21 protein-coding genes are annotated in these 23,676 nt (G+C 44.3%); 1 reads left to right on the top strand and 20 read right to left on the bottom strand.

Annotated features, from left to right (window positions below; translation table 11 throughout):
- Positions 1–74 precede the first annotated feature (74 nt).
- On the bottom strand, positions 75–1,055 hold the full coding sequence (gene wzzB, locus L977_RS09970; protein ID WP_047625673.1) for an LPS O-antigen chain length determinant protein WzzB: 981 nt from the start codon (positions 1,053–1,055) through the stop codon (positions 75–77).
- 192 nt (positions 1,056–1,247) lie between these two features.
- On the opposite strand from wzzB, the gene L977_RS09975 reads away from it, so the two are divergent.
- Complete coding sequence (locus L977_RS09975) at positions 1,248–2,252, top strand: NAD-dependent epimerase (protein WP_047625674.1); 1,005 nt, start codon at positions 1,248–1,250, stop codon at positions 2,250–2,252.
- 51 nt (positions 2,253–2,303) lie between these two features.
- Here the strand turns inward: L977_RS09975 and ugd are convergent, their stop codons facing one another.
- The 19 genes from ugd to wcaM all read right to left on the bottom strand — a co-directional run bounded on the left by ugd (position 2,304) and on the right by wcaM (position 23,676).
- On the bottom strand, positions 2,304–3,470 hold the full coding sequence (gene ugd / locus L977_RS09980; RefSeq protein WP_047625675.1) for a UDP-glucose 6-dehydrogenase: 1,167 nt from the start codon (positions 3,468–3,470) through the stop codon (positions 2,304–2,306).
- Positions 3,471–3,698: 228 nt separating this feature from the next.
- Positions 3,699–4,580, bottom strand: coding sequence for a glucose-1-phosphate thymidylyltransferase RfbA (gene rfbA, locus L977_RS09985; RefSeq protein WP_047625676.1), 882 nt, complete (start codon positions 4,578–4,580; stop codon positions 3,699–3,701).
- On the bottom strand, positions 4,580–5,665 hold the full coding sequence (rfbB, locus tag L977_RS09990) for a dTDP-glucose 4,6-dehydratase (RefSeq protein ID WP_047625677.1): 1,086 nt from the start codon (positions 5,663–5,665) through the stop codon (positions 4,580–4,582). Before rfbB ends, rfbA begins: the two co-directional genes overlap by 1 nt.
- A 95-nt stretch (positions 5,666–5,760) precedes the next feature.
- Positions 5,761–7,167 (bottom strand): NADP-dependent phosphogluconate dehydrogenase, encoded by a 1,407-nt coding sequence (gene gndA, locus L977_RS09995; RefSeq protein WP_047625678.1) that lies wholly within the window; start codon positions 7,165–7,167, stop codon positions 5,761–5,763.
- Between the two features lie 150 nt (positions 7,168–7,317).
- Complete coding sequence (locus tag L977_RS10000) at positions 7,318–8,754, bottom strand: undecaprenyl-phosphate galactose phosphotransferase (protein ID WP_047625679.1); 1,437 nt, start codon at positions 8,752–8,754, stop codon at positions 7,318–7,320.
- Between the two features lie 14 nt (positions 8,755–8,768).
- On the bottom strand, positions 8,769–9,914 hold the full coding sequence (gene glf / locus L977_RS10005) for a UDP-galactopyranose mutase (protein ID WP_047625680.1): 1,146 nt from the start codon (positions 9,912–9,914) through the stop codon (positions 8,769–8,771).
- Positions 9,911–10,681, bottom strand: a complete 771-nt coding sequence (locus L977_RS10010) for a DUF4422 domain-containing protein (protein WP_047625681.1) — start codon at positions 10,679–10,681, stop codon at positions 9,911–9,913. Before L977_RS10010 ends, glf begins: the two co-directional genes overlap by 4 nt.
- Positions 10,681–11,664, bottom strand: coding sequence for a glycosyltransferase family 2 protein (locus tag L977_RS10015; RefSeq protein WP_052192618.1), 984 nt, complete (start codon positions 11,662–11,664; stop codon positions 10,681–10,683). Before L977_RS10015 ends, L977_RS10010 begins: the two co-directional genes overlap by 1 nt.
- Positions 11,649–12,818: a DUF6418 domain-containing protein gene (locus L977_RS10020; RefSeq protein ID WP_127341162.1), complete on the bottom strand. Its 1,170-nt coding sequence runs from the start codon at positions 12,816–12,818 to the stop codon at positions 11,649–11,651. Before L977_RS10020 ends, L977_RS10015 begins: the two co-directional genes overlap by 16 nt.
- A gap of 186 nt (positions 12,819–13,004) precedes the next feature.
- Positions 13,005–13,970, bottom strand: coding sequence for a polysialyltransferase family glycosyltransferase (locus tag L977_RS10025; protein WP_047625683.1), 966 nt, complete (start codon positions 13,968–13,970; stop codon positions 13,005–13,007).
- Between the two features lies 1 nt (position 13,971).
- On the bottom strand, positions 13,972–15,195 hold the full coding sequence (locus L977_RS10030) for a lipopolysaccharide biosynthesis protein (RefSeq protein ID WP_156118165.1): 1,224 nt from the start codon (positions 15,193–15,195) through the stop codon (positions 13,972–13,974).
- 10 nt (positions 15,196–15,205) lie between these two features.
- Complete coding sequence (gene pseI, locus L977_RS10035; protein WP_047625685.1) at positions 15,206–16,255, bottom strand: pseudaminic acid synthase; 1,050 nt, start codon at positions 16,253–16,255, stop codon at positions 15,206–15,208.
- Positions 16,256–16,288: 33 nt separating this feature from the next.
- Positions 16,289–16,876, bottom strand: a complete 588-nt coding sequence (gene pseH / locus L977_RS10040) for a UDP-4-amino-4,6-dideoxy-N-acetyl-beta-L-altrosamine N-acetyltransferase (RefSeq protein ID WP_047625686.1) — start codon at positions 16,874–16,876, stop codon at positions 16,289–16,291.
- Between the two features lie 21 nt (positions 16,877–16,897).
- Positions 16,898–17,986 carry a UDP-2,4-diacetamido-2,4,6-trideoxy-beta-L-altropyranose hydrolase gene (pseG, locus tag L977_RS10045; protein WP_047625687.1) on the bottom strand — a complete coding sequence of 363 codons (1,089 nt, stop codon included), beginning with the start codon at positions 17,984–17,986 and terminating at the stop codon, positions 16,898–16,900.
- Complete coding sequence (pseF, locus tag L977_RS10050) at positions 17,970–18,674, bottom strand: pseudaminic acid cytidylyltransferase (protein ID WP_047625688.1); 705 nt, start codon at positions 18,672–18,674, stop codon at positions 17,970–17,972. Before pseF ends, pseG begins: the two co-directional genes overlap by 17 nt.
- Complete coding sequence (gene pseC, locus L977_RS10055) at positions 18,675–19,826, bottom strand: UDP-4-amino-4,6-dideoxy-N-acetyl-beta-L-altrosamine transaminase (protein WP_047625689.1); 1,152 nt, start codon at positions 19,824–19,826, stop codon at positions 18,675–18,677.
- The gene (gene pseB / locus L977_RS10060) at positions 19,826–20,824 is read right to left on the bottom strand and encodes a UDP-N-acetylglucosamine 4,6-dehydratase (inverting) (protein ID WP_047625690.1); all 999 of its coding nucleotides are present in this window, start codon (positions 20,822–20,824) and stop codon (positions 19,826–19,828) included. Before pseB ends, pseC begins: the two co-directional genes overlap by 1 nt.
- A 387-nt stretch (positions 20,825–21,211) precedes the next feature.
- Positions 21,212–22,108 (bottom strand): GalU regulator GalF, encoded by an 897-nt coding sequence (gene galF / locus L977_RS10065; RefSeq protein WP_032636058.1) that lies wholly within the window; start codon positions 22,106–22,108, stop codon positions 21,212–21,214.
- Between the two features lie 176 nt (positions 22,109–22,284).
- Positions 22,285–23,676, bottom strand: a complete 1,392-nt coding sequence (gene wcaM, locus L977_RS10070) for a colanic acid biosynthesis protein WcaM (protein ID WP_047625691.1) — start codon at positions 23,674–23,676, stop codon at positions 22,285–22,287.

Raw genomic sequence — 23,676 nt, forward strand, 5'->3', positions numbered from 1 at the left:
TGATCGAGAATCTTCGTAAGCGCCACAAATAAAAAACCGGGGAATTTCCCCGGTTTTTTTATATCCAATGTGGTTCAGGATTTGGGTTTGTAGTTACGCAGTGCATTGCGGCCCAGTACCACACCAGAACCAATAATCCCGCCCAGCAGAACCGCCAGAATTAAGGTGATCGCCTTTTTCGGGCTATCACGACGGACAGGGAGATCCGGCTTCATGACGTAACGATAGACGTGGATGGTATCCGGCTTCACGTTCAACTTCTCAATATCCAGTAAGTTTTGTTTCGTCTGATAGTAAGCTGCGGAGAAGACCAGCGGGCGAGACGCTTCGTTATCAATCATCGATTTCAGCGCTTCGCTTCCCAATAAGAACATGGTTTCCTGAGTCACGTCCTGGGTTTGCTGGATCTGCGGAGTGGTAATTTTCGCTGCATCAGCATTTTTAAGCGCCTCAGTGATCTGTTGTATACGCAGATCTTTCTGCTCCTGAGCAACCTTCTCCTGGTTTTCCAGAGAGTCATTTAGCGTGGTGATCTGTTGTTTAATGTTGTCTTTAAGGTCGAGAGCGAGCTCCTTCGCCGTTTGCTCGTCGACCTGCTGAATGTACTGCGCCAGCTGTTTTTGCGCAGCCTCCGCAGACTCACCGGTATAGGAGACGCTTAACGGCAGCGACTGGCCCTTAACGGTAGCATCGATGGTCAGCTTTTCTGGTATTTCCTGGTTTTCGAGCGCTTGCGCTAAAGCAGAAAATGAGGAATTGAAACGGCTAATCGCACGGTTTTGGATGTCCGGCAGTGAAGGTGCTGCGCTACCGTACAGGATATTCAGTGCATTGGCGTACGTGGCAATCTGCGCCGCATCTGGCTGAGAAATGATCGCGGAAGAGGTCCATTTCTCTTTTACGACAGTGATATAAATACCCGCCAGGACGATAAAAACAGCAACAAAAGCGCCAATTACCCACTTTCCACGCCATAGCTGTAGCACTAAATCAAGTAAATCAATTTGCTCCGGACCATTACTGCTGTTAACCGGAGTATTGTTGTTCTGCGTCATACAATCCCTAACAGATGAAAAAGGGCAAAAATAATCATGTTTACATAGTGTATCTGTTGCCAGCGATTTTTCTATCAGAATCCGATGAGTTATATCGGAAAGATGGGTTATATAACTCGCGGTCAACGCGCTATCATATAGCAATTCTGATGCTTCAGGCATCGACAAGATAGAAAAGTAATGAGGGAAGATATGAAATTTTTGGTTACGGGCGCGGCAGGTTTTATCGGTTCACATGTCAGTAAACGCTTGCTGGATGCCGGACACCAGGTCGTCGGGATTGATAATCTCAATGACTACTATGATGTGAACCTCAAGCTGGCACGTCTGGACTTGCTCAAATCCGCGAATTTCACCTTCCACAAGCTTGAGTTAGCCGATCGAGAAGGGATGGCGGCGCTGTTTGCCAGCGAGAAATTTGATCGCGTGATCCATCTGGCTGCACAGGCAGGGGTTCGCTACTCGCTTGAAAACCCACACGCCTATGCAGACGCCAACCTGGTGGGTCACCTCAACGTACTGGAAGGTTGTCGTCATAACAAGGTTCAGCATCTGCTGTATGCGTCATCCAGTTCGGTTTATGGCCTCAACCGTAAGATGCCCTTCTCTACTGACGACTCGGTAGATCACCCGGTATCACTCTATGCCGCAACCAAAAAAGCCAACGAGCTGATGTCGCATACCTATTCCCATCTGTACAACCTCCCGACCACCGGCCTGCGTTTCTTTACCGTGTATGGTCCATGGGGGCGTCCGGATATGGCGCTGTTTAAATTCACCAAAGCGATGATTGAAGGCAAAAGCATCGACGTTTACAACTACGGCAAGATGAAGCGCGACTTCACTTACATCGACGACATCGCCGAAGCCATTATTCGTCTGCAGGATGTCATTCCTCAGGCCGATGCAGACTGGACCGTCGAGACCGGTTCCCCAGCGACCAGCTCCGCGCCTTATCGCGTTTACAACATTGGTAACAGCTCTCCGGTCGAGCTTATGGATTACATTACGGCGCTAGAAGAAGCTCTCGGCAAAGAAGCAGAGAAAAACATGATGCCGATTCAACCGGGTGACGTGCTGGAGACCAGCGCGGATACGAAAGCGTTGTATGACGTTATTGGCTTTAAACCGCAGACGTCGGTCAAAGACGGGGTGAAGAACTTTGTCGACTGGTATCGCGCTTTCTACAAGGTCTGAAAATAAAAAACCCGGCAACATGGCCGGGTTTTTTACGTGCGTTAAGAGTAATCAATCGCTTCCGAATAGATCGCGGGTATAGACTTTATCCGCTACGTCCGCCAGCTCTTCCGCCATGCGGTTAGAGATGATCACGTCCGCTTCCTGCTTGAACGCATCCAGATCGCGAACCACGCGGGAGTGGAAGAACTCATCTTCCTGCATAGCTGGTTCATAAATAATGACCTGTACGCCTTTCGCCTTAATGCGCTTCATGATGCCCTGAATGGAAGAGGCACGGAAGTTATCTGAACCGCTCTTCATGATCAGTCGATACACGCCGACGACTTTAGGCTGACGCGCAAGGATGGAATCTGAGATGAAATCTTTACGGGTGCGGTTAGCGTCAACGATCGCCGAAATCAGGTTGTTCGGTACAGCCTGATAGTTGGCCAGCAGCTGCTTGGTGTCTTTTGGCAGGCAATAACCACCATAGCCAAATGACGGGTTGTTGTAGTGGTTACCGATCCGCGGATCCAGGCAAACACCTTCAATGATCTGACGGGTGTTCAGGCCGAGGCTTTCTGCATAGCTGTCCAGCTCGTTAAAGTAGGCCACACGCATGGCAAGGTAGGTATTGGCGAACAGCTTGATGGCTTCGGCTTCCGTAGAGTCGGTAAACAGTACCGCGATATCTTTCTTAACAGCGCCTTCCTGAAGCAGTGCGGCAAAACGCTCGGCACGTTCTGAACGCTCACCAATAACGATACGAGAAGGATGCAGGTTATCGTACAGCGCCCTTCCCTCACGCAGGAACTCTGGCGAGAAGAAGATATTATCAATACCAAACTTCTCTTTAACAGACCTGGTGAAACCTACCGGAATAGTCGATTTAATAACCATCACCGCCTTTGGATTAATCTCGATAACGTCTTTGATCACCGCTTCCACCGTAGAGGTGTTGAAGTAGTTGGTTTTTGGATCATAGTCCGTTGGCGTCGCGATGATGACGTAATCCGCATCGCGATAGGCGTCTTCTTTATCCGTCGTCGCGCGGAAATTCAGCGGCTTATTTGAAAGATAATCCTGGATCTCTTTGTCGACGATCGGAGATTTCTTTTGGTTAAGCATATCCACTTTGGCCTGTACAATATCCAGCGCGACCACTTCATGGTTCTGCGCAATCAGGATACCGTTTGAAAGGCCAACATAGCCTGTTCCGGAAATGGTTATTTTCATTCGTTTGGCTTCTTCAGTATGAGTTTCTGATGACATTCAAACAGTCACCACAATGATTAACTGGTGGTTTTTTATCGCTAACGCTATTTCACTGTCAAGGTTATCCCTCGGCGGATAAACGCACTTCGCCCTGACTGAGGGTTGCCTGAACAGCGCTCAAAGCGCCTTTCTTCCAGCAACATTGCGCTTTTTCACGATGCCGCAGACGTTATCACAAGCAGGTTCAAATCAGACTAATCCCTTAGTCAGATTTAGCAGGTATTGCCCATAGCCGGTCTTTTTCAAGGGCTCTGCAAGTGCACAAAGTTGTTCCGCATCGATAAAGCCTCTGCGAAATGCAATCTCTTCGGGACAAGACACTTTCAACCCCTGGCGCTCTTCAATAGTGGCAATGAAGTTACTTGCCTCAATCATGCTCTGGTGCGTTCCCGTATCCAGCCATGCATAACCGCGTCGCATCATCGCAACGGATAATCTTCCCTGCTGCATATAAAGCCGGTTGATATCGGTTATTTCCAGTTCGCCCCGCGCTGAAGGGCTTAAGCTCTTCGCCATCTCGATGACATCATTATCGTAAAAGTAGAGACCCGTGATGGCATAGTTACTTTTCGGTTGCTCAGGTTTTTCTTCAAGACCGATCGCCGTCCCGTCTTTGTCGAATTCAACCACGCCGTAACGTTCCGGATCGCTGACATGATAGGCAAATACGGTCGCCCCCTCTTCCTGGCTGGCAGCCTCCTCAAGCAGTCGAGGAAGATCGTGGCCATAGAAAATGTTATCCCCTAAAACGAGTGCACAGTTGTCCGTGCCGATAAACTCTTCACCAAGAATAAACGCCTGGGCTAAACCGTCGGGGCTCGGCTGTATCTTATATTGGAGGCGCAGCCCCCACTGACTGCCATCACCCAGAAGCTGTTCAAAACGAGGGGTATCCTGCGGTGTACTGATGATAAGAATATCTCTGATACCAGCAAGCATCAGCGTCGAAAGCGGATAGTAGATCATTGGCTTGTCGTAAATAGGCAATAGTTGCTTACTCACCGCCATCGTTACGGGATAAAGACGGGTGCCCGATCCACCCGCTAAGATAATACCTTTACGCTTCGCCATTAGTTGCGCTCCCCATAATTCTGTTCAATCCAGCTTTTATAGGCACCACTTTTAACATTAGAAACCCATTCTGAATTGTTTAAATACCACTCAACCGTTTTACGTATACCGCTCTCAAAGGTTTCCTGGGGCGTCCAGCCCAGTTCACGACTAATTTTATGCGCATCGATAGCATAACGGCGGTCGTGGCCGGGACGATCTGTGACATAGGTTATCTGTTCGCGATATGATTTTTCCTTCGGAAGGATTTCATCCAGCAAGTCGCAAATGGTGTGTACAACCTCAATATTTTTCTTCTCGTTGTGACCACCGATATTATACGTTTCGCCGGGTTTGCCTGTTGTCAGAACGGTATAAAGCGCGCGGGCGTGATCTTCCACGTACAGCCAGTCGCGAATTTGATCGCCCTTCCCGTAAATCGGTAAGGGCTTGTTCTCAATGGCATTAAGAATGACAAGCGGGATAAGTTTTTCAGGGAAGTGGAAAGGTCCATAGTTATTGGAACAGTTAGTGACTATTGCCGGAAGGCCGTAGGTGCGGATCCATGCCCTAACTAAGTGATCGCTGGACGCTTTTGAGGCTGAATATGGGCTACTCGGTGCATATGCCGTTGTTTCAGTAAACAGTGGTAACGGTGCGGAGCCTTCTTGCTCATCAGGATGAGGCAAATCACCATAAACTTCATCCGTCGAAATATGGTGAAAACGAAACGCGGCTTTCGCGGTATCAACCAATGAGGACCAGTAAGCGCGGCAGGTTTCCAGCAGGACATAGGTTCCGACAATATTGGTTTCAATAAACGCCGCCGGTCCGGTAATAGAACGATCGACATGACTTTCCGCCGCCAGATGCATTACTGCATCCGGCTGGTGGACAGCAAAAATATGTTCCATGGCCGCTTTGTCACAGATATCAGCATGCTCGAATACGTAACGCTCGCTATCGCTGACTTCACGCAAGGATTCCAGGTTACCGGCATAGGTCAATTTATCAACGTTAACAACGCTATCTTGAGTATTGCTAATAATGTGTCGGATCACCGCGGAACCGATAAAGCCGGCCCCGCCAGTAACAAGAATTTTCACGTAAGCTATTCCGTCAAAAAGTAAGTGGATAAGGCGGGATAAAAAAGCCCGGTATCGCTACCGGGCTTGATGGAATGACTTAAAATTAAATCAGATTAATCTAGCCATTCGGTATGGAACACACCTTCTTTATCGGTGCGTTTATAGGTGTGCGCGCCGAAGTAGTCACGCTGTGCCTGAATCAGGTTGGCAGGCAGAACAGCAGCACGGTAACTGTCATAGTACGCCACGGCAGCGGAGAAGGTCGGAACCGGAATACCGTTCTGTACAGCGTAAGCAACCACATCACGCAGTGCCTGCTGATACTCATCGGCAATTTTCTTGAAGTACGGTGCAAGCAAAAGGTTAGCGATACCCGCGTTTTCCGCATAGGCATCGGTGATTTTCTGCAGGAACTGCGCACGAATGATGCAGCCCGCACGGAAGATCTTCGCGATTTCGCCGTAGTTCAGATCCCAGTTGTTTTCGTCAGACGCTGCACGCAACTGTGAGAAGCCCTGCGCGTAGGAAACGATTTTACCCAGGTACAGAGCGCGACGAACTTTCTCAACGAATTCCGCTTTGTCACCGGCTGGCTTAGCCTGTGGACCAGAAAGCACTTTGGATGCTGCAACGCGCTGCTCTTTCAGGGAAGAGATATAACGCGCGAAGACAGATTCGGTGATCAGAGACAGCGGCTCGCCCAAATCCAGAGAGCTTTGGCTGGTCCATTTACCGGTGCCTTTGTTCGCGGCTTCATCCAGAATGACATCGACCAGATATTTACCCTCTTCATCTTTCTTCGTGAAGATATCTTTGGTGATGTCGATCAGGTAGCTGTTCAGCTCGCCTTTGTTCCACTCGCTAAAGGTCTCAGCAAGTTCTTCGTTGGAGAGGTTCAGACCGCCTTTCAGCAGAGAATAGGCTTCTGCAATCAGCTGCATATCACCGTATTCGATGCCGTTGTGAACCATCTTCACATAATGACCTGCGCCGTCGGCACCGATGTAGGTAACGCATGGCTCACCGTCTTCAGCGACGGCAGCAATTTTGGTCAGGATCGGTGCAACCAGTTCGTAGGCTTCTTTCTGACCGCCAGGCATGATAGATGGGCCTTTCAGGGCTCCCTCTTCACCACCAGATACACCGGTACCGATGAAGTTAAAGCCTTCAGCAGAGAGTTCACGGTTACGACGGATGGTGTCCTGGAAGAAGGTATTACCGCCATCAATGATGATGTCGCCTTTATCCAGATAAGGTTTCAGAGAGTCGATCGCAGCATCGGTACCTGCGCCCGCTTTCACCATTAACAGGATACGACGAGGCGTTTCCAGGGACTCAACGAACTCTTTAACCGTATAGAAAGGAACCAGTTTCTTGCCTGGGTTTTCGGCAATCACTTCTTCAGTTTTTTCACGGGAGCGGTTGAAAACGGAGACGGTATAACCACGGCTTTCGATGTTGAGCGCCAGGTTGCGCCCCATCACTGCCATACCGACAACGCCGATCTGTTGCTTGGACATTACATACTCCTGTCAGGTGTGGATACCCCGCCGTAACAGAGCCGGCGGGTAAAGTGAAGAACATGTTAACTCAGGTTAGAGGCCAGAAGGTAGCAATAGATGTCTTCTTAAGAATGAACTTAATGGGTATAAAACCCTATTATTGGTGCATTAATATGCACCATCACGATGAAGAACGACTTTCACTGTTTTGAACAAAATTGCGATATCATTCCAAAGCGACCAGTTTTTGACGTACCAGGAATCAAAGTAGACGCGCGTATCGTAATCTACATCGTTACGACCACTTACCTGCCACAACCCCGTCATACCGGGCTTCGCCATCAGGTAATAGTCGACATTATCATCATAGCGTGGCAGCTCTTCCGAGATAATGGGACGTGGACCCACCAGGCTCATTTGTCCTTTAAGAACATTGAATAACTGAGGCAGTTCATCCAGGCTTGTTTTCCGGATAAAGCGTCCAACGGAAGTGATTCGAGGATCATTCTTTAACTTAAAATCACGATCCCACTCTTCACGAGCGGCAGGATCTGAATCGAGAAGTTTTTGCAGGACTTCCTGGGAGTTCATCACCATCGAACGGAATTTGTAGCATGGAAATAGTTTGCCATGCCTACCGACGCGCATATGCCCATAGATTGCCGGTCCACCGTCGCGAGTGACCTTGTACCAAAGGTAAATAAGCAGTGGCGACGAGATAAAGATGATCAGTGAGGAACAAACGATATCGAACGTGCGCTTCAGGAAGCGAGAGGTTCGTTTTGCCAGATTATTATGGATCCGTAACAGCATCACTTCATGGCTGAAGATGAATGACATATCGGTATTATATAGCGGCAGTCCGCGCAGAGAAGGAATGACCGTCACCGATCGGCAATCCTTCTTAGACAGTTCTCGCAGCCAGTTCATCGTTTTATCGCTGTTTTCCATTTCAAAGGCAACGATGAAATGGATATCACCGGTTTTCTTCATCTCCCAAAGAATATTAGGGTCGCGCAGAACGGGCAATCCCTGCAGCATCGGTTCTGTTGATTCCTCGTCGAAAAATGCAACGACATCAAAACCTAGCATTTCTTCGCTCTGCAAAGCGAAATAAGCCTCTACAGCATTATTTCCGCTTCCAATAATGACGGTTTTTTTCTTCCAGATACCAAGACGATTCAGAAGGTGTTTGGTCATTGCTCTGAAGAATGGCAGCAAGATTAACGCAAAGGTCCAGCAAAAAACCCACACATATCGGGAAAATTGCCATTTAGAAAAGGCCACCAGGGCCAGATCAAAGACGGCAAAAATAACGATTGTGCGGATGATTTCTTTTAATTCGAACCAAAATGGTTTGCGATAAGAATAGTGCCGCAACCGAACCCAGAACCATCCCACGCAGATCACGCTTAGAACGACGTGGGAGATGATACGCATCTCCAGCTGATTGTCCGGAATAAACCGATACAGATCGTTAAAGATCCAGTACACACAGCCGATGGAAAGCGCGAGAGAGATATTAAAAAAAATAAAATCCGAGGCTGCCAAAAAAACCTTACATAGCAACGGGTTATATTTATTCAAAAAATTATCCGTATCCATGACAACACCTGAGATTAACGAGGATTAATATTAAATACAGGCATTGGCTCCTGATTTCTTTGGCATTCGAGATATTTTTTGGCAACGTCAATGGCTTCACGAATAGTCACATCCATATCCAGATAGCGATATGTGCCCAGGCGTCCAACAAACGTAGTATTGCTTAGCGCCTGAGCTTTATCCAGGTAACGGTTGAGCAACTCTTTTTCCTTTACCATACGTATTGGATAATAAGGAACGTCGTTTTCAGTGCATAAACGGCTGAACTCACGGTAGCACGTGGTATTTTCATGAGATTCCCACGGAGAAAAATGCTTATGCTCGGTGATACGTGTATAAGGAACGTCTTCTTCACAGTAGTTGATAACCGCGGTCCCTTGATAGTCGCCTTCAGCAGAGAATTTTTCGAAATCCAGGGTACGATAGCCAAGACGCCCTTCGCTAAAGTTAAAGTATCCATCAAGCGCACCAGACCAAAATACGTGCTGGTAGGCGTCGCCTTCATCCGCAGAAAACTCAGTATCGGTTCTCACCTCGATCAGTTCATGGTCGAGAATTTTTGCGACCATATCGGTATAGCCTTCTTTAGGCATACCCTGATATTTGTGGTTGAAGTAGTTATCATTGTAGTTAAAACGCAATGGGAGGCGTTTCAGAATGCTTGCCGGCAATTCAGTCGGTTCAACGCCCCACTGCTTACGCGTATAACCCCGGAAGAATGCTTCATAAAGCTCTCGGCCAATCATACTGATTGCCTGTTCTTCGAAATTCTGCGGGTCGACGATAGATTTATCTGCTTTAGATTCGATGAAGGCGCGAGCTTCATCCGGACGCAGCGTTTTATTGAAGAACTGGTTAATGGTGTGCAGATTAACAGGCAGCAGATAAACGTTGCCTTTGTACACAGCCTTTACACGGTTGGTGTAAGGCATAAATTCTGAATAATTATTTACGAAATCCCAGACTTCTTTATCATCCGTATGGAAGATATGGGGGCCGTAAACATGTAACATTACATTTGTCTGTGGATCACGTTCAGAATGGCAGTTACCGGCGATATGTGAGCGTTTATCAAAAACAACTGATGATATTCCTTGCTCAGCTAACAGCCTCGCGATAACGGCCCCAGAGATACCTGCACCAACAATAGCGACTGTCATTTTGTTCCCCAAAAATGTCGTTTTAATAATCCAAAACCTTTCAAAAACAAGTTCTCACCATCAATATTGACCACCGGCATATATTTTATGGTCAGCCGATCGCGCTGATGATGAAGCCATACGTTGAAAAGTCTTTCTGCCATAAAGCCAAATACGCGTTTTTGGTACGCATCATAATTTTGGTAATCTATTTTTTGTTCCAGCGCGAACAGCAGCGGGAAGAGCCAGGCAAAATACTCGTCAATCAATGATTTTTTACAGACGAACATGTTGTAAAGGCTGATTTTGGTTCCGCCCATAACATGGTCAAAATCGGAGACATAATCAGGCTGCTGCAAAACAATTTCGTGACGCAGTTGAGTATAGTCGGACTCATGGTGAGCGTGGATATAATGGCTTTTAATACTGGTGATGAAATAGTTGCGTGGTTTTGCTACCAGAATATCAGCACTTTTGAGCATATCCGCCATCTCTTCTGGAGACGCAATACGCTTGCCCTTTACCGTTAGGTTGCTCGTGGAGGAGGCAAAATAGCGACGATAGTGTGCAAGGCCAACAACCTCTTCCTGAACGTTTTTCCAAATCCAATAGGCTGCGGTGAGTTCACAAAAGGATGGATTCAGATGGGCGATGTTGTCTCCGGTAGAGTCTCTCAACGATTTTTCAGCAATAGATTCCGGAGATGTTCCCACTTGCAATGGTGTATAAGCATTATGTGGAGGGAATGTATATACTTTGTGACTAACTGTAAATATTTTAAGAGGCATCAGTGATTCCTTTTATCAGAAAATAAAACAACTGGCCTCAATATTTTTTCAATAGCATATAAACCAATCGAATATTTTGATGCAATAGATAATATTTTAAACTTAAAGTTGGAAAAACTTTTTATAATTTCCCAAAGAGTTAATTTATTAAACTCTTGATTAATCACCCTTCTGTATTTTGCCCGTTTAAGAGAGTTATCAATACGAACCAGGCTTACAACACATGACTGAGATAAATTTACGAATGCAGTAGAGTAGAAGATAAAATCAATTTCACCTCGTTCATACCTTCCTCTCAATAAACTCACAGCTTCAAATAATTCGAATTGTTTTTCTGCAGATATAGTTGTAATGGAACCGGATCTTTTCCGATAGCCATACAAAGGAGAGTCAATAAAAGCAACGACACTTGCATGTTGTGTGATGTATGGAGACGTATATACATCTTCATATATGACACCAATCGGAAATCTATTGTTATCATAAATTTTTCGTTTAGCCACTCGCGCCCACGCAAAATTAGGCATCCGAGCCAACTTTTCACGACCAGCGTACTCAATTGTAACATTCTCGACACATTGAGCGAGTTCTTTCATAGCATTGCTATTAAAAAACTTTATGAAATTGAAATATACAACATCTGAATTATTAAATTTCAAGGCATTACTAAGTGCTTCAATTAAAACTGGACTGACTACATCGTCGGAGTCTACAAAAATAACATATTCCCCTATGGCATGCTGTAGACCATAATTTCTTGCGTCAGAAAGCCCACCATTTTCCTTATTGAGACATTGGAAACCAGGATTCGTCCAGCAAAAATGTTCGGCTATGTCTCTTGAATTGTCAGTAGAACCATCATTCACCAATATACATTCGCATTGATCTGTCATTATTTTTTTTATGGAATCAAGGCATTCTTCTAAAAACAACTCAACATTATAAATAGGAACAATAATTGAAAATTTTATATAGTTATCCATTTCTTGCAATTAACCCTTTGGATTACAAAACAGTAGAAAATTATGAATATAGTAAAGACAGTAAATTTTGCAGTGAAGAAATAATACCAATCTGACATAATACTTATTTGAATGATGAAATAATAATACTTAATCACAATAAAAGCGAAGAAAAGGTCTTTCATCATTATTGCATTTCTCATCAACCATGAGCCAAAACCGGCGACAAAGCCGAAAATAATCGCTACGATCGGTCCTAATGCGCTACCAAAGAAAAAGTTATAGTTTGCAGGGGCACCCATTGTAAATCTTACACCATTCTCTAAAAATCTACTAAATACGTCAGGTGGCGTAATTTGTTGCATAAGATAATACATACCATAAATATTGTCATTACTACCCACGCCAAAAGCGTTGCGTAATATCCACATTAAACTTAGGTCAGGGTTTACCGTGTCTGTTACCGAATCGATTGCCCACCAAACCTGTGCTTGTAATGCTATCCTTTCAAGTAAATAGCGTATCCCATCGGTAGGATTACCATAGATTGCGGCATAACTTAGATATGTAGAGAGAATAAAGATAATTAAGACCATTAATACAAAGATAAAAATCTTTGGCTTAAATAACATTGTGATCAAATCATTTCTGGAATAATACATTATAGGTATCATAAAAAATAATATTGATAACGAAGGCCCCGTAAATTTTTCACCTCCAATGAATTGCATAAATATCGAGGCGATAAGTAATGTCAGGTATTTTTTATGTTTTGTTTCCGTATATTTAATACCTAAGAGAAAAGAAAACTGGAGCAACATAAATTGCAGATATCGCCCCCAGGATGGGGCTACCGTATCCCAATATTCAAAACGATCAATGCCATTCGAGTTTGGAGTTCCATATCTTAAATATAAAAATGCAAGACCTATAAAAGAACCAATCATTATAATTTGAATGGCGGAATTTAGCGTTTTATTTACTACTCTATCCATTGTGTATGTAGGCTGGAGTATTTTATTAAGTGCTCCTGTAAACAAGATCGCACTTAATAAGAAAGCTAACGCTGTAAAGCCAACTCGAACTGTTGCTCCACTTAACTTCCCAAACATTCTAATTTCAGAGAGATACGCACCACTTTCAACAATCGCGCAACATATAATCCCTACACTCATGCTGTATATCATTATGATATTAAGCACTGACTCTTCTTTTTTACTTCTTATATATAATGAGATTATCAAAAACCATGAAATTATGAATGTAATATTCAAAAACCATGATTCAATACCAATAACATTTAAACACCAAATTAGAAATGAAAAAATAAAAACAATAAAAATGGGCATATTAGCGCTCACTTACAAAACATTTAGAATCTCGGTCAAACTCATGCGAGGACTTGAATACTTTTCGAATAACGACTCCTGCATAGCTGAACAGCTGACTTTAGTATCTAGTTTGTCAAATCGTAGTCTGAATGTTGGAACTCGATAAATTATATTTAGTAAAATAAGAGATGTGCTGTTGAAGCCAAGTACGGCGCGGCAATTGCGCTCGTCAAAACAAAGTTCTACCGGTGTCAATGTGTCAAATACTTTGACTCCCATATTTTTATAGAAATGCAAATCTTCTGAAGGATGTGCTTTTACTATTAATTTAGCCCCTAATGCATTCAAAACATTTATTAGTTGCGTTAGAAAACCCTCGTATTCTTTATTATTTAGAACACCAAGTTTAACCCAAGGCTGCGTTAACAAAAGGAAATATCCACTTGTAGCCATCTCTTTCGGCTCGCAGTGATCTTTGATAAAGTTAATAATATGTTTATTTGGCTCTTGACCATAAAACAGTTTCCATATTTCGTTAGCAAGAAACCCTCTTTTAACGAATTTGTAGATACATGCGTATAGATAGGCTTTCATCAGATTAGGGCTTCGCTCACGCATATAGACTTTTGCCATGGCATCAACGCCATTCACCGAACCGATCCCTTCATCAATAACAACATTAGAGATAGATGAGGTAATATTGCGTAACCGCATTAAAATAGCTGGTTTAATACCTACGGAACCGATGAATATATGAACGATTTTTTTGTAAGAACCGGCACGTACAATTTCACCCTGTTCAACAAACTCAACCTTTCCTAACCATTTTTCAATTACAGCTGGATCAATTTTACTACTTGATAAGAATCTTTTGTTATTTTCGTAGCATAGTTTGAAATCTGCAGCATGCTCCGTTTTTAACTTATGGATATAAGAGGAAACGTATACCAAATGACTTTCATTCAGCACTCCAGAAATAAATATTAAATTGGTCATTTTACCCTGTCTTGCAAAATTTAAATTTTGCCAGGAATAGTATTATTATGCCTATAAGTTGACTTATAGCTATCCCAAGCGATGAATAAAGAGAACCCAAAATAAACATTAAAATCACTGAAATACAAAATGCAACCACACTAGATGTGATTATGGCCTTATCATTGTTTTTTGCATATAACTCAAAATGATACACTAGAGATATACAATAAATTATTGAACCCGATAAGAGCACATAAAATAAAGGTAAAGAATTTAAAAAATCTTTTTTTCCAGAAAGCTCAGAAAGTAACGGCACACACAAAATTAGAATAAATGATATAATGACACTAGTTAAAATCAGATATTTAAGGAATTTACTCTTCGTACTAGTAAACCTATCTTTGTTTCCGTCTTTAGCATATTTTACTAATCTCGGATAGAAGAGCATTACAACGCCAGCATCAACGAATGCCATTATTGATGAAGAAAAACTGGAAAAATAGGAATATATCCCAACTATCTCTTTGCTATCGTATATACCAAGAATATATCTGTCAGCTGTGAATATACCTCGTAACGAAAGCGTGGAAATTAGCAATGGTAAGCATACTTTCATGCCTTCAATAATCCACTTCCAATTAATTTCGGATTTGAGTATCAATGGCAATGGTATTTTCTTTAAAATTATGCTAATAAAAAATAAACTTACAATTTCTGCTGAAATCCAAAAACACCAGATGTAATCAAAATCAATATGACCATTGATGATAACAAAAAGTATATAAATATATACCCAAAGACCATTGCGAATAAAGAACTGGATGTTTGCGCTTAATGGATGCTCATATATTACCAGTAGTCGCATGACTTCTTGCGAGCAATGCTCAAGGATAATTAGTGCGACGAACACGATAGCTAAATTTATCCATGGTGGAGAAATAACAAGAGCCATCAATAAGCAAGAGATCAATAAGAAATAGTGTAAAAAATAAAGAGAGAACTGGTTTTTTAGGTATGAAGCTTGTTTTATTTCTGGCGCGCCAATTATTTTTCGTGAAGAATAGGTATAAAAATCAAATCCCAATAAATAGCCTACATAGCTAACCCCAGCAACCACTAAGGCATATTCACCTAAGTTCGACAAGTCATAATAATGGCTAATAAATATTATGAGGATAAACTTACTGGCTAATGCCCCCCCTCTTAAAGAGAGGGGGAAAAGCTTATTAAAAATAGCTCTCATAAAAAAGATTCTAATTTTCAATAAATTTGAATTGAAGAGGTGTCCCTTTTTTAAGATCTTGACCTGCAACCTTTCCAAGGACCTCTTCATAGTGCTTTGGCGCTAAACCAAACCCAGGACGAATGCTCTTAACATTTTCACTGGTCAGTTTTTCACCTTTTTTTACATCCTTCACTACATAAAGTGAACGACGGAACTTAACATTTCCTTTTTCACTCTCTTTACGTTCATAGTTAACGCGTCCCAGCGCTTTCCAGGCTGTTTTTGCATCTCGGCACAACGCAGTTAATTCCGCAGGTTCTAATGAAAAACTATCATCAGGTCCCCCGCCGTTACGATCGAGCGTGACATGCTTTTCAACCACACATGCACCAAGTACGACTGAAGCTACTGCAGTCGTGTTATCTATAGTGTGATCGGACAGGCCTGCTATAACACCAAACCGTTCTGCCATATCGGGTATCGTTGCAAGATTGTATTCTTCCGCAGGAGCTGGATAACCACTAACACATTGTAGAACGACGAGCTCTTTACAGCCCCCTTCTCGTGCGGCAGTTATCGCTTCAAGGATTTCTTGTTCATCGGCCATTCCGGTTGAAATTATCATCGGCTTGCCAGTCTTTGCGACATACTTAATCAGCGGTATATCAATAGCTTCAAAGGAGGCTATTTTATATGCTGGAGCGCCCAGTTCCTCGAGCAGATCGACGGCGGTAAAATCAAAAGGACTACTGAAAATGGTTATCCCCAGTTCTTTCGCCTTTTCAAACAAGGGCTTATGCCATTCCCATGGCATTTGGGCACCTTTATACAAATTGAATAGCGTTTGGCCATCCCATAAACCACCATGGATCTGAAAGTCTTCAGTATCACAATCGATGGTGATGGTATCCGCGCGATAAGTCTGTAATTTTATCGCATCCGCACCTGCAGCTTTTGCCTCTTCCATAATCTTAAACGCGCGATTAATATCACCATTATGGTTCGCAGAAAGTTCTGCAATAATATACGGTGGAAAATCTTTCCCAATCTGGCGGCCGTCAATAGAAATGCTACTCATTTTTTACCTCAAAATACATTTTAATTAAAACGTTCAGATAATAACTTCATATTGGGAGAAGATCTTCGAATACTTATCTTTCAAACCCTGACGGATAGCTTCCCATCCTTCTTTCGTCAGCCCCAAAAAATGAACACCTAGCCTTTCGCCATTTTTTAAGATGTTCGATTCTCTGAAACCTTCTTTTTTAAAACCAAACTTCTCATGTAACCGAACAACAGCATCATTGTGCTCAATAACTTCACAGTTCAGTTTCCTGAGTTTGAGTTCGTTGAAAACATAATCAATAACAAAGAATTCAAGCACTGCGCCAACACCGGACCGCGCAGTTGCAGTAAGATAGTACGCCCAATCGGCTTTTTGATGCGTATTATCAATGGCATTTACGCTGACAACACCTACGGGCTCTTCGTTTTCGATAACCACAAAAACAATATTCCTATTATCCGTATTCAATCGTGTGAGCCAATTGTCATGTTCTTCTGTTGAAATGACGTGATCGGTATACATCCATTTTCTTACCTGATCTTCATTCCTGATAAGACGAACGCTTTCCTGGACATCTTTGGAGGTCTGAACAATATTAACTAAATTTAATTTTTTAACGTTCGAATTAGTCATAGTTCTTCCTTAAATATTAACCTACATTTTACATAAAGACGTAACTACGCGTTGCAATCCTGCGCCGTCGCACAACGCGAAAGACCTGGCTACCAGATCTTGATATTCATCCTGCAACTTACGCCAGGCGGCCGCTAAATCCTCTTCAGAAAAATTAGTATCGCTGAATACAATGAAGCCTTTATCGATGAGCTTATCAACTATAACTAACTGATTTTCAGCAATGGCCAAGTTGATTGTAGGCAGTCCTAAAACAGCTCTTTCCCAAGTCGTACTCCCTAAAGCTCCAATTGCGATATCATTTTCGAGCATTACCTGAGGCATGTTATTGATATTTATTAATACCTCAACATTAAACTTACACTCTTTGGCGATACGTTTTATTTCATCTTTATGGGGACAGCTTGCGCCCAGGACAACCGTAATCAGATCTATTTGCGTATCAATACTATTAGATATCTTTTTAAGAAGCGTGCCAGTGATATTATTTATATCAACGCCGCCCATAGTAATTAATACCTTACGGGGCGAAGCAATATTTTTACGTTTTTCAACTGCCAGAGCACGCAGCTGAGCAAAATCTTCTCTAAGCAACGCGTAGTCAGTACCTGTTAATAAAATACATTCTGGTGAAACAAACGGTTCATACTCCGCGCTTTGTCTTTCTAGCGTCGAATCAATTAAAAAGTAACATTCATGTTTTCTGTTACATAAATCATCAATTACAACGATTTTTGCTTCAGGGAAATGAGATTGGAAAATTCTTTCCCACGACTCATCCAAGGAATAATGATCCGTTATCAACGCATCCGGAGCAAAGTTGTTGGAATTACAAAGGTTGATGGACTTGATTGCATCATCGCGTTGCGTTCCACCTAGCCAAAATTTTTCATTTTGGATATATTCTCCACTGGAATCAGGTTCTGTAGGAAGAATAAACACGTCAAACGATCGTGATTTAATAAATTCTATTAGATTCCCGGGATGTGCTTTGGTGATGAAGACACAATGTGCCCCTTTTTTCCTTAATGCATCCGCGAGGGTAAGACAACGAACAACATGTCCTGAGCCAATGGAAAGAGAGGCATCGACCCTAAAAGCGATTTTCATCTTTGACTCTGTTAATCTTAAACATCAGCTCGGCTAAACGCCAGTCTTCCAGCGTATCAATGTCCTGTACACGTTCTCTGGGTAAAACCAGTGGAGTTGCATGTGATTTAAAAACAGCTTTCTCCGACAACCACGCATCAATGTTTCCCCAGTAGAATTGGCCTGCATCATGCCATGCCTCAACTAAATCCTGAGATCGGACGTTAAACTGTTCCGGGTCAAACATGCTGATTTGGTCATCATCGTTGATTTTCAACGCGCGCTGAATGGGGTAAGGAAAGCTCGTGACAGAAAAACAATAATCGCTATTCTTTTTCTTGATAAGATCTAAACCTTTCTCTAAATCTTCGGCTTGTATAAAAGGCGCGGTTGCATATATACAACAAACATAATTAGGTTTAGCACCTTGAGATAAAAGCCAGTCAGCGGCATGATGAATAACAGGGATCGTACCCGCATAGTCATTCGACAACTCGGCTGGGCGCATAAAAGGCACTTCCGCGCCATACTCACGCGCAACCTCAGCAATCTCTTCATCATCTGTTGACACAATGATTCGATCAAAGACGCCGCTCTTCAGAGCGGCTTCAATAGACCAGGCAATCATTGGTTTCCCACAAAATTCTTTAATGTTTTTGCGTGGAATACGTTTACTGCCACCACGCGCAGGGATGATTGCCACATTCATTTAAAAGAACTCCCGGATGCATTCGATGACGTAATCCTGCTCTTCATCTGTCAACGTGGAGTACATAGGAATGCTAATTGCACGCGCGTAGTAATCCTCCGCTACCGGGTAATCCCCTGCTTTGTGCCCTAACTGCTCATAGTACGGTTGAGTGTGAACGGGAATGTAGTGCACGTTAACACCAATCCCTTTTTCACGCAGGTGATCGAATAATGGCTTACGCATGGCAGGATCGTTTACCGTTAACGGGTAAAGATGAAATGCACTGTAGCCACTTTCAGCTTGCAGAGGTGTCATCACGGGAATGCCATCAAACGCAGTATGGTAACGTTTTGCGAGTTCATGACGGCGCGCTACAAATCCATCGATACGCTTAAGTTGGGTCACCCCCAGTGCAGCCTGCAGTTCGGTCATGCGGTAGTTCAAACCAAGATCAACCTGCTGGTAGTACCAACCACCTTCAGACGCTTTGGTCATTTTATCGCCGTCACGCGTAATACCGTGGCTGCGGAAAAGCTGCATGCTTTCAGCCAGTGCGTCATTGTTCGTCAGCGCCATACCGCCTTCCGCCGTGGTGATGATCTTAACCGGGTGGAAGCTCAGAATAGTGATATCAGCAAAACGAGAATTGCCAATTTTGGCACCCTGGTAGTTGCCGCCGATGGCATGTGATGCATCTTCAATAATGGCAAAACCATACTCTTTCGAAAGCTGATGGATCGCTTCCATATCGCATGACTGTCCAGCAAACGCTACCGGCACAACGATTTTAGGTAATTTGCCTTCAGCTCTCGCCGCAATGAGTTTGGTTTTCAGCGCTGCAACGCTCATGTTGTAAGTCTGCGGATCGATATCCACAAAGCTTACATTTGCATCGCAATAGAGCCCACAGTTCGCCGAAGCCACGAAGGTGTTAGGCGATGTCCACAGCCAGTCACCTTTTTTCAGCCCCAGTGCAAGGCATGCAATATGAAGTGCAGACGTTGCACTGTTTACCGCAACGGCGTGCTTAACGCCGACGTAATCAGCGATGGCCTGCTCGAACTGTGGAACACATGGCCCCTGAGTCAAGAAATCAGACTTCAGTACGCCCACAACTGCATTGATATCTTCATCAGAGATATCCTGCCGTCCATAGGGGATAAATTTCATCAGATATTGCCTACTTTTTCACGATTATCATCAATCCATTGACGCAGCTCTTCAATGCTCATCCATTCTGCATTGCTATCACTTTCGTAAACGAAGCCTTCAGGAACGCGCTTGCCATCTTTAATACGTTCTGGAGAATCGCACCAGTTATGGATTGCAGGCAGAATTTTGAAGTGTTCAGGATACTCATAGGTGTAGTGCGCATCTTCAGCACTAATCATTTGCTCATGCAGTTTTTCACCAGGACGAATACCAATCACTTTCTGAGCAGCATCTGGTGCAACGGCTGTTGCAACATCAGTCACTTTCATTGAGGGGATTTTCTTAACGTAGATCTCGCCGCCTTCCATATCATTGAAGGCATGCCATACCAGCTCAACGCCCTGCTCCAGGGTGATCATGAAGCGTGTCATGCGGTCATCAGTGATTGGCAGCTCACCCTTGTCTTTGATAGACAGGAAGAAAGGAATAACGGAACCACGGGAACCCATCACGTTACCGTAACGAACGACGGCAAAGCGGGTTTTGGTGGCGCCAGAATAAGAGTTACCGGCGACAAATAGTTTGTCAGAGGCCAGCTTAGTTGCACCGTACAGGTTTGCTGGGCTGCTTGCTTTGTCGGTAGACAGTGCAACCACGCGCTCAATACCTTTATCAATACAGGCATCGATGACGTTCATTGCGCCATTAATGTTGGTTTTTACACATTCGAATGGGTTGTATTCTGCGGTAGGTACGATTTTAGTAGCTGCAGCATGCACCACGAAATCAACACCATCCAGCGCACGGTACAGACGATCTTTGTCACGCACATCACCAATGAAGAAGCGGATACGACTTTCATCTTTGAAATGTTTAGCCATTTCCCACTGTTTCATTTCATCACGTGAATAAATAATAATCTTCTTAGGATTATATTTTTCAAGCGTCATGCGAACAAACTTATTGCCAAAAGAACCCGTGCCGCCAGTTACCAGAATCGTTTTATTATCAAACATGTTTTTTCACCAGAAAATATCAACATATAGGTTGCTACAATTGAAGAGATTGTAACCCAGGCCCGCAAGGGCATTTTCCCACGCTACCGCCCCTGGCTTTACAGCTACCAGTGCACTGAGAATAATCAAGACGTGTGAGTCTTTACGATCAAAACCAGAAAGATCGCTTACCGGACCAATCGCAAATGTGGTGACAATTGTCGTCCTAATTGAAAGTAGAAACAAGCAAAAATCGTTAAGTTAAGAAACAAAACGACATACTATAACTGTCTGTAATGAATCATTTTTTATAAAAAAAAACGACAGCACCCACTCACCAGGACTATACCGCCCATATGAGGGGTTGCTGTCGTTCATCGATATTCGACCCACGCAATAAAATGCGTATCAGTCGTTAGCCAGCAGCTTCTCAATCCGGCTTCTGAACTTCGCCCCTTCCTTCAGGTTACGCAGCCCATAGTTCACAAACGCCTGCATATACCCCATTTTCTTACCGCAGTCATAGCTGTCACCCGTCATCAGCATGGCATCCACAGACTGCTTCTTCGCCAGCTCAGCAATCGCGTCAGTCAGCTGAATACGGTCCCAGGCACCTGGCTCGGTTTTTTCCAGTTCCGCCCAGATATCGGCATTCAGAACATAACGGCCCACCGCCATCAGGTCGGAGTCCAGCGTCTGCGGCTGATCCGGCTTTTCGATGAACTCAACGATGCGGCTCACCTGCCCTTCCGTCTCCAGCGCTTCTTTCGTCTGAATCACAGAGTACTCAGAGAGATCGCCCTTCATGCGTTTTGCCAGTACCTGGCTGCGACCGGTTTCGTTGAAACGCGCCACCATGGCCGCCAGGTTGTAGCGCAGCGGATCGGCAGACGCGGTATCAATGATGATGTCCGGAAGAACAACGATGAACGGGTTATCACCGACAACCGGACGGGCACACAGGATGGAGTGGCCCAGCCCCAGCGGCTGCGCCTGGCGCACGTTCATGATGGTCACGCCAGGTGGACAAATAGATTGCACTTCCGCCAGCAGCTGGCGTTTGACGCGCTGCTCAAGCAACGCTTCGAGTTCGTAAGAGGTGTCGAAGTGGTTTTCAACCGCATTCTTGGACGAGTGCGTAACCAGGACGATTTCTTTGATCCCTGCAGCAACAATCTCGTCGACAATGTATTGAATCATCGGTTTGTCGACGATCGGCAGCATTTCTTTAGGAATGGCTTTTGTGGCTGGCAACATATGCATGCCCAGGCCTGCTACCGGAATGACTGCTTTCAAATTAATCATTATTTCTTCCACCTTAAAATGGTTGACGAATTATAGCTCTTAAACCTGTTTTCGCCAGCATGATTTGCCGTAATCCTGAAGTAATGTTACGCCTCAGCATCACAAATTTCTGTAGTTGTAATCTGATTCGATCGCGCTTTTGTGCCAGGAATAGTCTCAAAACAGACGATCGTCGATTATTTGCGCGGAAGTGCAAAGTTCAGCCTTTCCACATTCACCACCTGCTGGTCCACCCGGTCAATATCCACCGAGCTCTGCCCCTTCTCATTCACCGCTTTTATGTTCGCCAGTGACAGCAGGGTCTCATCTTTGGCCATAAATTTGCCCCGCACATCCTTACGTAAGTCAAAGTTTATCTTCAGCGCAGGACCGATAGCAGCCTCCTGCATCACGTTGATATTACGTAAGAAAAGATGCTGCGGCTTATTGTGCAGCTCAAGCGTCGCGCGCTTCATCTCGACGTTGGTGATCGCCACAAAGGAGGTGGCATTGCCGGATGATATTTGGATTCCGCGCAGCTTATACGCAAGCTGGCGATTATCCAGATGAATATTGTTTAGCTTGAAGTTCTGGGGAATGGACAAATAATCGCCTTTAATGACCCCATAGCCAATTAGCATTCCGGCACTATTGACCATATCGACATTATCAATAATGAAATTATCACAGCCATAAATAGCTACAGTGGCGTTATCTATTCCCGCCTTTTTACTGAAGTCGGGGGTAATATTTTTGGCCTTTATATTGCGGATAACAAAGTGTTTACCGTTTTCAACATGCACCAGCTGGCGACAGTTGCTGCCGGTAATGTTGGCCACCACGAAGTTCTTAACGGTCTGTTTTTCAGGATAGTCGTTGTCGTAGGTGCTCCCGGCGAGGCCAATACCGATACCCCAGTTGATCTTGCCGTTGGTGCAGTTGATGTTGTCGATGACGTGATCGGAGATCAGGATATTGCGGTCATTGATCGCCACATTCCACTCAATCGCATCGCCCTGCAGGTGGCTGAATTTGCTGTTGGTAATACGGGCCCCATCGATCTGGTTATGAAAACCCTGACGCAGGATAGCGTAGTTAGCCTGGCTCACGCTGATATTATCAATCAGCAAATTGCGCATCACTTTGGGTTTCTTACCGCCAATGTAGATCTGCGTTACCGGGCCAAACCCACTCATTGCCAGCCCTTTAATCACACAATCTGAGCCACGAACGTCGAGCGTAATGTTCTCCGTGCGCCCTGCCCCTTCGCCAATGACCTTGCAGCCTTCCTGCAGAACAAAGCGGCCGCGCCCGTTGCCGGTTAACGCCCCGCGGATCAGCAGCGTTTTACCGTCAGGAATGAAAATGCCCGTATTGATGTTCTCGCAGGTGAGTCCCGCCGGGACAACGACGATGTCACCTTCTTTAAACGCCTGCTTAAAGGCAGCGATCCAGTCGTTGTTATTGTACTGATTAACAGAGACCGTCTTTCCGCCTGCCGCCCGCGCGAGGCGGGACGACAGCAGCGGCGTGGCCGCCAGAACGGACAGAGAAGAGACAAAAGTGCGTCGGGTAATCTTTTTCAGCAT

Source organism: Enterobacter sp. ZOR0014 (genome assembly GCF_000798855.1).
Lineage (GTDB): Bacteria > Pseudomonadota > Gammaproteobacteria > Enterobacterales > Enterobacteriaceae > Enterobacter > Enterobacter kobei.